This is a genomic window from Sorangiineae bacterium MSr12523, assembly GCA_037157775.1.
In the GTDB taxonomy this organism is placed as follows: Bacteria; Myxococcota_A; Polyangia; order Polyangiales; family Polyangiaceae; genus Pendulispora; species Pendulispora brunnea.
In genome coordinates this window covers 9,790,837-9,805,789 of the sequence record CP089982.1, presented here as the reverse complement: position 1 = coordinate 9,805,789, position 14,953 = coordinate 9,790,837, and the positions used below count along the sequence as shown (strand labels likewise).

14 protein-coding genes are annotated in these 14,953 nt (G+C 63.7%); 6 read left to right on the top strand and 8 right to left on the bottom strand.

Annotated features, from left to right (window positions below):
• Positions 1-59 precede the first annotated feature (59 nt).
• Genes LZC95_38340 through LZC95_38330 form a run of 3 tightly spaced genes read left to right on the top strand, consistent with a single transcriptional unit; the run spans position 60 to position 2,796 of the window.
• On the top strand, positions 60-416 hold the full coding sequence (locus LZC95_38340) for a GFA family protein (GenBank protein WXA92303.1): 357 nt from the start codon (positions 60-62) through the stop codon (positions 414-416).
• Between the two features lie 52 nt (positions 417-468).
• Positions 469-1,560 (top strand): VWA domain-containing protein, encoded by a 1,092-nt coding sequence (locus tag LZC95_38335; GenBank protein WXA92302.1) that lies wholly within the window; start codon positions 469-471, stop codon positions 1,558-1,560.
• A gap of 33 nt (positions 1,561-1,593) precedes the next feature.
• On the top strand, positions 1,594-2,796 hold the full coding sequence (locus LZC95_38330) for a lactonase family protein (GenBank protein ID WXA92301.1): 1,203 nt from the start codon (positions 1,594-1,596) through the stop codon (positions 2,794-2,796).
• 121 nt (positions 2,797-2,917) lie between these two features.
• On the opposite strand, the gene LZC95_38325 is transcribed toward LZC95_38330, so the two are convergent.
• From LZC95_38325 to LZC95_38315, 3 genes are all read right to left on the bottom strand, one after another.
• A complete protein-coding gene (locus LZC95_38325; protein ID WXA92300.1) occupies positions 2,918-3,712 on the bottom strand; it encodes an aminoglycoside 3'-phosphotransferase in 795 nt (264 codons plus the stop codon).
• Positions 3,713-3,793: 81 nt separating this feature from the next.
• Positions 3,794-5,626 carry a hypothetical protein gene (locus LZC95_38320; GenBank protein ID WXA92299.1) on the bottom strand — a complete coding sequence of 611 codons (1,833 nt, stop codon included), beginning with the start codon at positions 5,624-5,626 and terminating at the stop codon, positions 3,794-3,796.
• A 282-nt stretch (positions 5,627-5,908) separates the two neighbouring features.
• A complete protein-coding gene (locus LZC95_38315; protein ID WXA92298.1) occupies positions 5,909-6,265 on the bottom strand; it encodes a hypothetical protein in 357 nt (118 codons plus the stop codon).
• 64 nt (positions 6,266-6,329) lie between these two features.
• On the opposite strand from LZC95_38315, the gene LZC95_38310 reads away from it, so the two are divergent.
• Positions 6,330-6,968, top strand: a complete 639-nt coding sequence (locus LZC95_38310; protein WXA92297.1) for a helix-turn-helix transcriptional regulator — start codon at positions 6,330-6,332, stop codon at positions 6,966-6,968.
• 7 nt (positions 6,969-6,975) lie between these two features.
• Here the strand turns inward: LZC95_38310 and LZC95_38305 are convergent, their stop codons facing one another.
• From LZC95_38305 to LZC95_38295, 3 genes are all read right to left on the bottom strand, one after another.
• Positions 6,976-7,890, bottom strand: a complete 915-nt coding sequence (locus LZC95_38305; GenBank protein ID WXA92296.1) for a hypothetical protein — start codon at positions 7,888-7,890, stop codon at positions 6,976-6,978.
• 511 nt (positions 7,891-8,401) lie between these two features.
• Positions 8,402-8,797 (bottom strand): hypothetical protein, encoded by a 396-nt coding sequence (locus LZC95_38300; GenBank protein WXA92295.1) that lies wholly within the window; start codon positions 8,795-8,797, stop codon positions 8,402-8,404.
• Positions 8,798-8,800: 3 nt separating this feature from the next.
• Positions 8,801-9,139 (bottom strand): hypothetical protein, encoded by a 339-nt coding sequence (locus tag LZC95_38295; protein WXA92294.1) that lies wholly within the window; start codon positions 9,137-9,139, stop codon positions 8,801-8,803.
• A gap of 121 nt (positions 9,140-9,260) precedes the next feature.
• Here LZC95_38295 and LZC95_38290 point away from each other — a divergent pair, with 121 nt between their 5' ends.
• Entirely contained in the window at positions 9,261-9,899 is a 639-nt protein-coding gene (locus LZC95_38290; GenBank protein ID WXA92293.1) for a LysE family transporter, read from the top strand.
• A gap of 2 nt (positions 9,900-9,901) precedes the next feature.
• Here LZC95_38290 and LZC95_38285 read toward each other — a convergent pair whose 3' ends face one another.
• The gene (locus tag LZC95_38285; GenBank protein ID WXA92292.1) at positions 9,902-10,468 is read right to left on the bottom strand and encodes a GNAT family N-acetyltransferase; all 567 of its coding nucleotides are present in this window, start codon (positions 10,466-10,468) and stop codon (positions 9,902-9,904) included.
• Between the two features lie 137 nt (positions 10,469-10,605).
• Between LZC95_38285 and LZC95_38280 the strand changes: the two genes are divergently transcribed.
• Positions 10,606-12,960 carry an RNA-binding transcriptional accessory protein gene (locus LZC95_38280; GenBank protein ID WXA92291.1) on the top strand — a complete coding sequence of 785 codons (2,355 nt, stop codon included), beginning with the start codon at positions 10,606-10,608 and terminating at the stop codon, positions 12,958-12,960.
• A 4-nt stretch (positions 12,961-12,964) separates the two neighbouring features.
• Here the strand turns inward: LZC95_38280 and LZC95_38275 are convergent, their stop codons facing one another.
• A complete protein-coding gene (locus LZC95_38275; GenBank protein ID WXA92290.1) occupies positions 12,965-14,944 on the bottom strand; it encodes a bifunctional serine/threonine-protein kinase/formylglycine-generating enzyme family protein in 1,980 nt (659 codons plus the stop codon).
• Positions 14,945-14,953 lie beyond the last annotated feature (9 nt).

Sequence of the window (14,953 nt, the reverse complement as noted above, 5' to 3'; positions counted from 1 at the left end):
CGCGCTTTTACAATACGAAACGTCGCCATGGGCACACTCTTCCGCACCGGAGGCAACACATGGGAGAGACGAAGACGTATTCCGGCTCGTGCCACTGCGGCAAAATTCGATTCGAGGTCACTGCCGACATCGCCAAGGCAAGCGCGTGCAACTGTTCCATCTGCACCCGCACGGGCTGGCTGATGGCGTCGGTGCCGCTGGAGGCGTTCCGGCAGCTGTCGGGGAAGGAATCCCAGGTGGATTACCAATTTGGCAGCAAAACGATGCACCACTTGTTCTGCAGCACGTGCGGCATCCGCGCCTTCGGCTCCTATGCCACCGATGGGCAGGAGAAGGTGGTCGTGAACCTGCGCTGCCTCGATGGTCTGGACGTGGATGCGCTCGAACTGCAAAAATTCGACGGAAAGAGCTACTGACGCGAATTTTACCTAAAGAGACGCGGCGCCGTTTCCGTAAGGGATCATCAGCATGAAGATGAGGCGTATCGCGTACGGTGCCATCGTTACGGGGCTCGTGGCCGTTCTTTTGGCGGCCTGTGGAAGTGAGTCGGATGGCTCGGGAAAGAATCCCCTCAATCCGGGTGCGCTGGACGCTTCGGGGGAGGGCGACGGCGGACCTGGCAGCGGGAACCCCGATGGGGGGGCGGGAACGTGCGGCGGCACCGTGACGTCGTCGCACAAGGTCGTGCCGATCAACCTTGCGGTGATGTTCGATACGTCGAAGAGCCTCGTTCAGGATCCCGACGGCGACAATACGCAGACCCGATGGGTGCCGATGACGCAAGCGATGAAGGCCTTTTTCGCGGATGCGCAGACGGCGGGTATGAGTGCTTCGCTGCACTATTTTCCCATCATCAATCGCGACCAATCGCTCTGCGTGCCGGAGATGTACGCGGAGCCCGTCGTCGCGCGAACTGCCCTTCCCAGTGTGTCGTTTGCGGCATCGATCGACCAAAAGGTGCCTGCTGGCGGAAGTCCCATGGAGTCTGCGATGCGCGGTGCGGTCGCCGCCGCCCAGCAAGTCGCGAAAGCGCGACCCGCCGAGAGGGCGGTGGTGGTGCTGGCCACCGACGGTGGGCCAAACGACTGCAGCAGCACGTACACGAATGTTCTCAACGTGATCGCCCAAGCCAAGGCGGCATCCCCCTCGATTGCGACGGTGGTCGTTGCCGTGGGGCCCGAGACCGCGAACCTCAATCGGCTGGCCGCGGCGGGCGGGACGCAGAAGGCCATCGTGGTGCCGCCCGGCGATCCGGCCAAGGCCGCACAAGAGCTTCGCGCGCGCCTGGCCAGCCTTGCGTCGGGTGATGCACCCTGTTCGTTGGCGCTTTCGGTGGCCGATGGCCGCGCCGTCGATCGCAATGCCGTCACGGTGACATTCACTCCGGGATCCGGGCAGCCGGCGACACTGGCCTACAATGCAACGTGCGCCGGCAATACGGGCTGGCAGTTCCTAGATTCCGCGGGACCGGCCACGGTGGCCCTCTGCACGGCGTCGTGCAACGCACTCGCCAGCGACTACAAGGGGAGCGTCTCGGCGACCTACGCCTGCGTCCCCTGATCCTTCGAGTGGCTTCCGTGATACGGAAAAGGCATGGGATCTTCGTCGATGGCGGTGCTCCTCGGCGCGATGGGCCTCGTGGGGGGAGTGGTTCCCGCGGCCTTCATGGCGTGCAGCTCGAACTCGGACAACGGCTTCGAGGGAGCATTCCCCGACGCATCCGTCGATGGCCTTTCCAATGACGCGGCGACCACCGATCAGGATGCGCGCGCACCCTTGGGACCGCCCCGCGTGTACGTGGGGAGCAACGACGGGAAGATACGGACGTATTCCTTCAACGAGGGCACGTACGCGCTCACGTTGATCGACACGGTGGATGCAGGGCGAAATCCCTCGTTTCTGGCATTCGATTCGGAGCGCCGGTACGCGTACTCGGTGGCGGATCAACAAGGGCAGATTCGCGCGTTCTCCATCGATCGGTCGACGGGAAAGCTGACACCCTTTCAGACGATCGATTCGCGAGGTGCCGGCCCGACGTATATCGGTTTGGATCGCGCCGGCAAGCTTGCCATGGTCGCCAATTATGGTGGCGGCACCATTGCGGTGTTCCCTCGGCTGGAGCAGGGCAAACTCGGTGAGAGCTCGGCCACGCGCTCCTTTGGCGATACGGCGCAGACGCATCAAATTGCCGTCGACCCGACGAACAACTTCGTTTACGTGCCGAACAAAGGCCTCGATCGCGTGGCCATCCTTCGTCGCAATGGCAACGATCTCGCCGATGCGGGATCCGCCCCGTCGGGCGACGGACCGCGGCATATCGACTTTGCTCCAAGTGGCCATTACGCCTACGTCATCGACGAAAACGGAAGCACGGTCAGCGCATTCACCTTGGATTCTGCAAATGGCGCACTTGCACAATTGGAAAGGGTCTCGTCCTTGGAGCCCGGCTACGACGGCGGGACCAACACCGGCGCCGAGATCCAGGTCCTGCCCGACGGCAAGCACCTCATCGTGTCGAACCGCGGCGACAACAGCCTCATGGTCTTCGACATCGACGCATCGAGCGGCAAACTCACCCGCCGCGGCCGCGTATCGACCCAAGGCCGCAGGCCCCGTCATTTCCAAGTCGAACCGACGGGCCGCTTTCTCTTCGTCGGCAACGAGGGATCGGACAGCGTCGTCGTGATGGCCATCGATCCGAGCACGGGCGTCCCGCGCCCCGTGGGCACGCCCCTATCGGTTCCGTCGCCGAGCTACGTTGGGCTGATTTACCTTCAGGTGCCTCGCATCGACTGAAACGCGCGACACTTCGATTCGATGAGGGGGCGCGCGCTTGGGCTATTCGCTCTTTTGGTTCTCCCCGCGCCCCGGGTACATCGTTCCAGCAAGGGACGTGATGCCGGCGCGGTAGATTGCGTCAGTAGAACTCATCGAGAAGTCGATAAAATGCGATGCGTTCGTCGGTCGCATCGGCGCCGTAGCGGGCGAAAAACCGTCGGACGTCGTCATCGCCGTATTGTTCATTCATCGGACTGGCGAGGCTGCGGGACATCAAGGCCAGGTCCGCATACCGATCGGCGAGGCCGAGGCGGCCGACGTCGAGTAAGCCCGTGACGGTGGCGCCGTCGTCCGCGACAAGTACATTGGGAAGGCAGAAATCGCCGTGGCATACGACGACGTCTTCGTATTGGGGACGCGCTGCGTGCAACTCACGGAGCAATTGCTCGACGGTCCACCCCGCGCGGACGTCGTCGAGGTCCTCGAGGTCCACGAGGCCGGCGGCGGCGCGTTGCTCGGCCTCGAGAATGATGCGCGATAACCTTTGGTCGAAAGGGCAACCTGCCGTGGGCAACGCATGCAGTCGCCGAGCAATGTCCGCCATGGCTTCGGCAATCGCGCCGGGCTGCGCCGAAGGCCATATTTCCGCCGCGGAGCGACCAGGCAGCGCGCGCGTGATCAACCACGTGCCATCGCCGTCGCTGCGTAGCTCGACGACTTCCGCCGCGGGGATCCCTTGGTCCGCGAGCCACGTGAGCCGTGCCGCCTCCTGCGTCAACCCCTCCGCCACATCGGGCTGCGTGCTCCGTGACGCACTCTTCGCATAGAGCCGCGGCCTGCGTGTGTCATCATCGAGCCGATACACTTGGGCACCGGATTTCCCAATCGTCACCGGGATCCACGTGTAGCGGCTGTATTGCGGCAAGCTCGTCATGCGGATCGCGCTACCCCACAACGCTTCCAGCGGCCAACTGCTTCCAACGGCAGATGCGAGGTTTTCATAGACATCGTTCGTTCACGGCGGATCGCCGCAGCGCTCGTCGCTGATTCCCGGTGTGCGTGTCCACGTTTGCCCGCGGCCTTGGATACCGCGCGGGGCGTAGGACACGTTCACCTTGGTGCCGGCTCGTGTGACTACCAATTTGACGGGGATGTCGGCGTTGCCTTCGCGCGATTTCATCGATTCGAGGACGTCGCCGTCGCGGAGGCCGGCCTTGGCGGCGGGGCCGTCGGGGCGGACGCCGACGACTTTGCTCTCCCGGTCGGCGCGCGTTTTTTCGACGTCGAAACCTGGATCGTACGCCATGTAATTGCCATTGCTTGCGCGGAAGCATGGGCCCAGTGCGTCGGCGGGAAGGATGACGGGCTCGCCGCGTACCACGATGGAGTCGAAGGTCTTCGCCGCGTCCGGGTCGTCTTTGGAGAGCGCGTCGATCCACGCTTGGGCGGTGATGGTGCTCCGCGTTTGCTGCCCCGGTTGCACCTTGCTTCGCGCGGCGAGCAGCAATGCGAGAATCTCTCCCTCGAGGCTGTCGCGCTGGCCCTCCTGCTTCGCGCGACGCGCCCGCGCGCGCAGGGCCGTGCCCTCTCGTGCGGCATAGAGCGCCCCACGTGCTGCGAGTGTGGCCCGCGCGACGGCATTCCCCTTTTGGGCCAGTGCCGATAATTCGGTATTCCCAAGTGCGCGATGCGGTGACGTGGCCAAGACCGAGAGCTCGCCCGCAAGGGTGTCACGCCATTGGTTCGGGGTGAGAAGCCCGAGTCGGCCCAACACGCGAATGGCCACGTGGCGTGCGACGCCTTCGGAGAACCACCAGGCTTGCGCGTCGTCGCCGCTTTCGGGCGCAATGCGGAGCTCTCCCCCGATCCAAGGGCGCACGAGCTGTTGTGCGATGGCCACTCGCAATGGGGCGCCCCACGCTTCGTCGGGCCCGAGTAGCACCAATGTGCTTCCCGCGCGCGGCGTGGTGCTGAACGAACCGATGGGACGCGCCTGCGACATGAACAGGTACGTCCACGGCGCGAGCGGCACGTCCGCCTTGAAGAGCTCACCGAATGCCGTTCGCATTTGCGCGAGCTCGGCGATCGCCGGACGCGGATCGAAAGCGGTATATCCCAGCCAGGCGCCCTCGTCGTGACCCTCGATGCCGTCGAACGCGCCGCTCCCGAGCGAGCCGGCCATGAAGGTCGCATAGCGCAATGCTCGCGGTCGTGCCTTCGTGCTGCGAACGCGGCCAGCGCCCAAGCTCGAAGCGGCGCCGCGCACCCGCAGTGGCTCGGGATCGATGGTGAGCGTGATGTTCAGCACCGCGTCCTCCACCGCCGCCGGAAGTGCGACGAGCCCCTCACCGGCGCCGCGAAAGCGATCCTCCAATACGAGAATGCCGACCGGATCGTCCGCCCCCGCGTCCCCCGCGAGAACGTCGTACCCCAGGTGCACCGCTCCCTCGGGGCGACGCCCGAGCACGATGTTCGCCGCACCATCGGCTGCCGCCACAACGCGCGCCGTCAGCTCACCCTTGCCATCGCGCGCTGCCACATTCGTGACCCGCTCCGGCGACCCGCGCTGGACCCGCCATGTCGCGAGCTCGGCATCCGAAGCATCGAGATCGATCTCGACGTGCACCCTCGGCGAAGGTTGAGCACTCGGGCGAAGCAGGATGGCCAAGCCGGGGTCGCGGGATTGCGCCTGCTTCGTTTCCACCTTCTCCACCGAGCCGGACGTTCCCGCTGGAGGAGTCGACACTGCTGTCGCGGCGGGCGTGTGGGCGCACGCGGCCAGCGCGAGGCCAGCCAAGGAGCCATAAAGTACGCGTCTTACCCGGTTCGTCTCATCGAGAATAGGCATTCGCATCCACTATGAGTCGACCCAGCAAGCAGAATGTTCCGAACTTTCTTCCCACTGCCCCGGGGCGAAGGGCCGATAACGTAGTCAACGTGCGCATCTCCGTCCAAGACTTTCAACACGCCCCGATGTTCCCCCGCATCGAACGAGCCGTTGCCGCTTCAAGGGAATCTGTCGCGTGTGAGGCGTCTCCCGCAAATCGTCAGCTTTCATTTCCGATGGGAACATTCGGCAAGGATGTCACGACACGGACCTGGGAGACGATTCAGACGGTTGCGACGTTGCTTACTGCCCAGGAAGCGGCAGACACTCCATGATCTCCACGGAATCGCCCGGAAAAATCGCAAAATGCGGATGGTTTTCGAACAGCCTTGCAGCGGCTTCGTGCGACTCGGCTTGAACGATGACGTAGCCGACCATGCTGTTCGTGATATCGGTAATTCCCTGAGACGCCGCGCGCTTCGTCTTTCCGAGGGGCGTTCCACGATCGACAATCGCGGCAGAATTGGCCGTCCCCCATTCCATCCATGCCTTCATGCCCGAAGCTTCGATGGCTTTTCGTTTTTCCTCGTCCAGCTCGTTCCACTTCGCCTTCTCGAGCGCGCCTGCTGTGCCGATGTAGATAGCTAGGAATCTCTTCATGGCGTGTTTGCCCCCTTGTTGAATTCGTAGTCCTAGTTTAGGATCGAATAGTCCTACTTTGCAAGTGACACGTAGTTACGGAGACCCTTGTGGTATTGCCAGAGCGCTCGACGTCGTCGGGGAGCGGTGGGCTCTGCTCATCGTCCGCGAGCTCCTGTTCGGGCCGAAGCGGTTCACCGATCTCAAGGCTGGCCTTGCGGGCGCAAGCCCGAATGTGCTGTCCCAGCGGCTCCGTGAGCTCGAGGCGGGCGGCATCGTGCAGCGGCGCAGGGCCGGTGGCGCACTCTACGAGCTCACGGATTGGGGCCGCGAGCTGCATCCAATTCTATTGAGCCTCGGTCGCTGGGGCGCGCGCTCGCCCGTGGGCCCCGTGGGGGTGCTGAGCGTCGACGCCCTGATGGTCGCACTCGAGGCGACCTTCGTACCGGAAAACGCCGCCGCACTGCGCGCGAATTACGAGATCAGGCTGGGCGAAGATCGCTTTTCCGTCGATATCGATGATGGGGCCATCGCCATCGGGCGCGCCAACTCGCGCAACCCCGATGCCATCATCGATACCGATCCCAGCACCCTGCGGGCCTTGGTCTTTGGCGATCGAAAACTCGCCGGAGCGCCCGTGGAAATCCGAGGGGACGCACGACTGGCACGGAAGTTCTTTCGTCTCTTCGCGCGCCCATCATCCCCGCCGCCCCAACGCATGTAAGTCAACGTTACGTCAAAATGGAGAGCGTCTCTCGAAGAATGGTTTCCAGTGACGGATCGCTGCCGGCCCATCGCTCTTCGAGCACGGCGAGCGCTCGGCGGACGTGTGGTTGTTTGAATCCCAACGAGGTCAACGCTCGAGTGGCCTCTTTCGATTGGGATCGGCGCTGGCGCGGAAGATTCGTGCGCTCCGCCTTTCTCTTGTCGATGTGCTCACGCCCAAAGTCGCGCTCCGCCGCAAGTCGATTGTGCGCCGCGCATTTGACAATGAGATTCGTGGCGTCATCGCTGCCTCCGAGCGCGTGTGCGTTGACGTGGTCGAGTTCGAGGAATACCCGCGATTCACAACGTCGGCCGAGTTCGTCCATGAACGCGCACCGTGCCCCATCTCGTTCGAACACCTCGCGCCGCACGGCCCTCCGCACATAGCCTGAGCGCGTAGTCGTGTCATGCTCCCGCAAAGGAGGGCGTTTGGCCTTGCCGAGCCTGCGTTTTTCGAGCTCGCCGACGAGAAGGTCGAGCGCACGTTCCACGATGATCGACAGATCGCCCTTCGGATTCGCGTGGCGCATTAGATCCGTCGCATATTCGAGCTTTTCCTTCAACTCCCTGGTGGCCGTAAACCGGACCTCGTACCGATCCGGCGAGAGCGGTTCGATACGAGTGGCTTTCGGGGCCGGCATAGGCACGAATCCCGGCGTGGTCCCGGCGGTTGGCGGGACGGTGGCATTGGGCAATGAGCGAATCACCGAAGGTGTGTCGGACCGCGGAAATCGCAAGGCGAGGAACTCTTGCACCTGGGCTTTGGTTTTCCCGATGGCGGCGCGCAAAAGATCCTCGTGATTGTCTTCCGTCAGGCGTTCGCGGAGCAAGAGCAGGGTGGTGAGGTGAACCTCTCCGCGTTCGAGCATGCCAAGAGCCATTGGAAATCTTCGTACAAGACGCGAAGCGGTGACGCGGCGACACGCTTCATCCTCGGACAGCCCAAGTCTGGATACGCAAAAGTCAAAGAGCGACGAGCACGCCGATTGCAGGTCCAAACGGCGTTCCTCGACCTCGCCGAGGTAGGCCAGCAGCCGTGCAAGGAGTACTCGCCCTTGGCCAACGAGCGTATGCAGACCAGCAAGCACCTGTTCATTGGAGAGATCGGTGAGCTTCATGAAGCCATTGTACCGTCGACATTTCGTACCTCCTCATTGGCGCCATATCGCGCGATCCAAACTTGGAGAGCAACGCCACTCATCCCACGCGCGATCGCCTGTCCACGCGCCGCAGAAAAGGCCTAGCACGCATAATTGGGTATCCCCCGGAGGGGCGACGCATGGCGCCTTACAGAATGTGTCAAGATAATTGATGTTTGCGATGCGTGATTCAGTTTTACAGCACGCGATCGCCGCATAGTGAGCGATGCAACTATTTGTTCGCGTAGGACGCCTAAAATTCCACGACGTCGCATTCGAGGACGTTCGCACACCGATCCACGAGTGGACGTTTCGAGAGTTCGTTCTGCTCGCCCTGATAACCGAACTTAATCGTTTCGCGTGGAATGACGGTCATCTTGGCCACCGTGTCGGCGTCATCGCCAAATTCAATCGTAAGCGCTTCTCCCGGCGCCAGTCGTCTCAAGCGTGCGGCATGCTCCAATGCTTCCATATGATGCCCGAGAAAGACGCGTGCCTCTGCTCGTTCGATCCACGCGGCGATTGCGTGAGCTCTCTGCATCCCTTCGCCTTCCTCCACTTTGATGTAGCGGAACTCTTTGGACAAGAGACCTGCGACCTCTCTTGCCGAGGGAAGGCAGCCCTTGCGCGGTACCAGCTCGTGCCCCATCCCTTACCTCACGTTGGGAATGCAGACATCAAGCAACGCTGCGTCTTCCCAGACATCCTCATAGCCATTCGCCATCAAGAATCGCCACCCAGGTGCGAGTCCCAGAAAGCGCGGGGCCGGGGGGCACCATTTGGCAAGGTGCCCGATGTGCAAAGGAGCGAAGAAGTCCGGTGCCGATGAAAGCTCTTGTCCTGCCCAAATGAACCAACCCGACGTGGCGCCCTCGATCGGATGGCGCAACCCGTTGATGGGCAGGAGCCCGTCGAGCACGTTCTTCGCGATACCCACTTTCATATGGTCCGGCGACGCCACCCATGGGGAGCCGTATTTTCGGCAAAGCATGCGTTGTTCGTCCATCAGGCCCGTCATCTGCTCTACCCAACACACGGTAAACGCTTTCGATTCGCCGCAAAAGTCGCAAACCTGGGCGCGCAGCTCGTCAGACCCTATCGTTGTTCGCGCGATGCCTTACATTCCCTTACTGCTCACGTTGTTGGCCGTGGACTTTCTCTCGGTGGTGAGTCCTGGGCCGAACTTCGTGGTCATCACGGAAACGGCGATGCGGCAGACGCGGCGACAGGCTGCCGCGCTCGTGTTGGGCATCGTGACCGGCAGTGTGATCTGGTCCGTGGCCGTCATTTTGGGCCTCACGGCGCTTTTTACCATTTGGCCATGGCTCTACGGCGCGATGAAAATGGGCGGCGGCGCCTACCTCGTTTATCTTGGCGCGCGCGCCTGGCAGGATCGCGGGCGCGGCCCGGCGACCATAGGGACCGCACCCGAAGCCGCGCCGCCGGTTCGCCATTCCATCGCGGCGAGCTATTTCCGTGGCCTATTGACCAATTTGATGAATCCGAAGTCCATCGTCTACTTCGGTAGCGTCTTTGCGCTCTTCATGAAGCCGGGCACGCCCGCGTGGGTGCACCTTTCGGCCATCGGCATCGTCATGGGCGATGGCCTCGTGTGGTACGGCACCCTGGCCGCGCTCTTTTCGAGCCAAATCGCCCAACGGCTTCATGCCCGCGCCGAGCGCACGATCCGCCGCGTCACTGGCACCGTCATGATGGGCCTCGGCGTCAAATTGATGCTTGCGCGCGATTAGCGCTAATACGATGTCAGCCCGCGCAGCGGCTTCACCCAGCGCGTGCGGGCGTGCGGGCGGAACCCGAGGCGCAAATACAAATTTGCGGCCCGTGCATGGGAGGCCTCGATTTCCAAATCGACGGCGACGCACCCGCGCTGTTGCGACGCCTCCAGCGACGCCGTGAGCAAAGCGCGCCCGATTCCACGACTTCGCTGCTCTGGCACCACATAAAGCACGTCGAGCCAGGCGGACACACCGCCGTGCTCCAAGGTCCACATGAACGACAGGTACGCGAGCCCCACCACCACGTCACCCGGTGAGGACGCCGGGGGAGGCGGGATCGGTGCGCCCGGGTACGGAGGGCGCTCCGATACGGGCTCGGAGCGCGGGCCGGCGAGGCGGGCCACGAGGAACAACCCTCGCGTGGGGTCGCTGAGAACCCCATCGACCGACACGGCGAGTTGGTCGGGTGTCAACCGGATGTCGTGCTCGAGGAATTGCGCGCCGAGCAACGTGATCAGCGCGGCGCGGTCGCTCGGTTCGGCGCGGCCGAGTGACCAGGCGGGCTTGGTTGCGGCTACGTTCATGTTCCTCGCCTCATAGAGTGCCATCGAGCCCGTTCCCCTTCCACAGCTCCAGCGGAGATCGATGCTGCGCGCTCCACCAGCGTCGCTCGTATTTTTTGCAATTCCAAGGGCCACCCGCTTTGGTACTAAGAGCGACCATGACCGCTCCTGAAGTCCCCGTCGAGAATGCTTTCGATCCCGTCCCGGCCATTGCCGAAGAGCTAAAGCTCGCTCCGGCGGCCGTCCGTGCCGTGGTCAAGTTGCTCGAGGAGGGCGCCACCGTCCCGTTCATCGCGCGCTACCGAAAGGAAGCCACCGGCGGCCTCGACGAGGTCCAGATCCGCACCATCGAGGAGCGCCGTACCTACCTCCTCGAATTGCACGAGCGGCGCACCGCCATCCTGTCGGAGATCTCCTCGCAGGGAAAATTGACGCCGGAGCTCAAAAAGAAAATCGAGGCGGCCGGCACCAAGGCCGAGCTCGAAGACCTGTATTTGCCGTACAAGCCCAAGCGACGTACGCGTGCGACCATCGCCAAAGAACGCGGGCTCGAGCCGCTGGCCAACCTCATTTGGTCGCAGGCGCGGGAGGGTCATCCACTGGTGAACGCCGCCACCTACGTCGACCCTGCGAAGGAAGTGCCCGATGTTCAGGCAGCGCTCGCGGGTGCCCGGGACATCTGCGCCGAGCGCGTGGCCGAGCATGCCGAAGTGCGCAAGATGGTGCGCGAAACCTTCGCGCAACATGCCAGCTTGTCCGTGAGCAAGACCAAGGACTACGCCGACAAGACGACCAAGTTCGATGCGTATGCCAAGTTCGAAGAGCCGGTGTCGAGCATCCCCTCGCACCGCTTCTTGGCCATTCGCCGCGGCGAAAATGAAGGTGTTCTGCGCGCATCCATCGAGCTTGCGGCGGAGGTGGTGCTTCCGAAGATCGAGCGCATGGTGGGCATCGTCCAGGGGACGCCTTTTGCGGGCGAGCTAACGCAGGCGACGCAAGACGCGTACAAACGACTCATCGTGCCAAGCACCCAGGTCGACGTGCGGGTGGAGCTCAAGTTGCGCTCCGACCGAGCTGCGGTCGACGTGTTCGCGCAGAACCTCCGCGAGCTGCTCCTGGCGGCGCCGTTCGGCCCGCGCACGGTGTTGGCCATCGACCCCGGGCAGCGCACGGGCTGCAAATGCGCGATGGTGGATGCCACGGGCAAGGTTCTGGCGCACGAAACGATTTACCTGGTGCAGGGCGCCGAGGCGACGGAACGTGGCAAGAAGGTGTTGCGCGAGCTTCTGGGCAAGCATCGGCCAAGCGCCGTGGCCGTGGGCAACGGTACGCATGGACGCGAGACGGAGCTGTTCGTGCGTGAGCTGCTCGTGGCCGAGGGCCTCAAAGAGGTGCCCTGTGTCTCGGTGAGCGAGGCCGGTGCCAGCGTGTACTCTGCAAGCGATATCGCGCGCGAGGAGTTCCCCGACTTGGACCTGACGGTGCGCGGGGCCATCAGCATCGCGCGCCGGCTGCAAGATCCGCTGGCGGAGCTGGTGAAAATCGACCCGAAGAGCATCGGCGTGGGCCAGTACCAGCACGACGTGTTGCAGACGCTGCTCGCGCGCAAGCTCGACGAAGTAGTGGAAAGCTGCGTGAACCGCGTTGGCGTGGAGCTGAATACGGCGAGCGCGCCGCTCTTGGCGCGCGTTGCGGGCATCGGTGCGTCGCTGGCGAAGAAGATCGTCGAGTTTCGCCATGCGCGCGGTGCCTTCAAGGATCGGCGCGCGCTTCTGGAGGTTCCCGGCGTGGGGCCGCGCACGTTCGAGCAAGCGGCGGGCTTTTTGCGTATCCACGGTGGCGAGAACCCGCTCGATGCGAGTGCGGTGCACCCCGAGCGCTATCCGCTGGTGGAGCGGATGGCGACCGACTTGGGCGTCCCGGTGGGCACCTTGGTGGGCAAGGGAGATCTCATCGATAAGATCGATCCGAAGCGTTACCAAGAAGGCGACGTAGGCAGCTTCACCCTGCAGGACATTCTGAGCGAGCTGCGGAAGCCGGGGCGCGATCCGCGTGCGACGTTCGAGCCGCCCAAGTTCCGCGACGACGTTCGCACGATGGAGGACTTGAAGCCCGACATGGAGCTCGAGGGCGTCGTCACCAACGTGACCGCATTTGGCGCCTTCGTGGACATCGGTGTGCACCAGGACGGGCTCGTGCACGTGTCGAAGTTGACGGATCGCTACGTGAAAGACCCGAACGAGGTCGTCAAAGTGGGCGACAAGATCAAGGTGCGCGTTCTCGAGGTCGATTTGGGGCGGAAACGCATTTCGCTGACGGCGCGGAAGGAAGCGTCGGCCAACGTGGGCGGTGCGCACGGGAAACAGCCACCGCCGCAGACCCGCAATCAGGGGCAGGGCAGAAACGACCGCGGGCGAGGGCAGGGGCCCAAGCAGGGAGGCGCGCCGCGGCCGCAGGAAAAGGCATTTACGAACAATCCGTTCGAAAAGCTTTTGCGGAACAACAAACCGTAACGCTCTACAAAGACTTCGCGCAGCGAAAGCCGATCCCGTGGCTCCGTGCCTCGGGATCTTGCGCGTAGCGGAACGACGGGAGAAGCCAATCGTCGAAGGCCCCGTTCCAGCCGCCGCCGCGGATGACGCGGCGGTCACCGTTCTCGGGGCCGGTGGGATTCTCGGCTTCGACGGCGCTGTAATCGCCGTACCAGTCGGCGACCCATTCCCACACATTGCCGGCAACGTCGTAAAGGCCATAACGGGATTTGCCTGAAGGGAATTTTCCGACGGGGGACGTGGTGGGGTATCCGTCGCTGGTCGAATAGAGCATATCGAGCTCGACCCCTTTGGAATCGCCCCAGGCGCTGCACTCCGAGCCGCACGCGTTCACGAGGAGGGGCGTGGGCGCTTCATCTCCCCACGGGAATGTGCGTCCGTCGGGGCCGCGCGCCGCGTATTCCCATTCCGCCTCGGTGGGCAATCGCTTGCCGCGTGCCGCGCAATAGGCATGGGCCATGGGCCAGGTAACACAGTTGATCGGATGATCGGCTTTGTCGGGGGCTGCGCCCGTGCACGCGGTGGAATAGGCCTTACGCTCTTGGCGGGTGATGCCGGGCCAATCGACATCGACGGGCGCGCGGCGGCATTGGCCGATTTGGGAACAGGCTTTGTAGTCTCGGGCCGTGACCTCGTGGATATCCATGCAGAAGGCGGCCACTTTGACGTGGTGTGTGGGCTTCTGGTTGGGGTGGGTGTCTTTGCGGTCGGAGCCCATGAAGTATTGGCCTGCCGGGATTTCCACGGTGTCGTCGGGGCATGTCGTGACGACGGCGGCGGCAAGAACCGGGGCGGGCGGCATGCCCGAGGGGGCTGGCGGAGCCTCCTGGCTCTTGGTTCTCTGGTGGAACCTGAAGAAGGCGAACACGGCGATGAGCGTGAGTGCGAGTATGCCGGCGGCGATGCGAAGGGCTCCCCCACCCCGGGGCCCTTGCGAGGGTTTTTCGGGTTCCGCAACCGGAATGGAAACGGACTCCTCCACCGGAGGCACCGGGCGGAGGGCGGCTTCCAACGCGAGCCAGAAGGCGCCCGCGCTCGCATAGCGATCCGTCGTTTGCACGGCGAGGGCTCGCGCGAAGACGCGTTCGACCTCGTCGGAAACCTCGGCGCCCAGCGCGCGCGGCGTCGGCCGTCGCTCCACGGAACATGCGGAATAGGCGAGTTGCGCGACATCGTCGCCATCGAGCGCGCGACGCCCGCTCAACATGCGCACGGCCACCAACGCCAGCGCGAACACGTCCGTCCACGGTCCCGTCGCGCCGTAGGTGCGCGTGAATTGCTCCGGCGCCCCATACGCGGGCGTGAACGACTTGATGTTCGTACCGGTTTTTGCCAATGCCGCGTGAAGTTGCGATTCGTCGGCCATCATCTTGGCCAAGCCGAAATCGAGAAGCTTCACCACGGTGCCGCCGGCGCGCGCATTTTTCCCGAGCACGAACAGGTTCCCCGGCTTGATGTCGCGGTGCGCAATCCCTCGCGCGTGCGCCACCTCCAGCGCCGCGGCCACCGGGCCCAGGAAGGTCATCATCTCGCCCACCGACCAGGGCGGCTGTTTCGAAGCGCGCTCCTCCGTGAGCACGCGGGCAAGCGTCACCCCATCGAGCCACTCGAGCACCATATAGGGAAGCCAGTGACCGTCCGGTGACGTGTACGTGCCGACGTCGCGGGCCTGCACGATGTTGGACGAACGAGCGCTCAACTCGGTAAGCAGCGCCCCCTCCTGAACGAAGGACGCCATGAACCTATCCCGCTGGTCCGGCAGCACATTGGCCAGCGCGGTGAACAGCTTGATGGCCACCGGCTTGTTCCAAATCGTGTGCATCGCCCGGTACACCAGGGCAAACCCTCCCTGGCCGACGAGCTCCTCGACGCGGTACTTCCCATCGATGGTCCGCCCGAGGATATCGAGCGCATCGATGGTGACGGGAATGGTCAAGGCGGGCACCGCAACCTC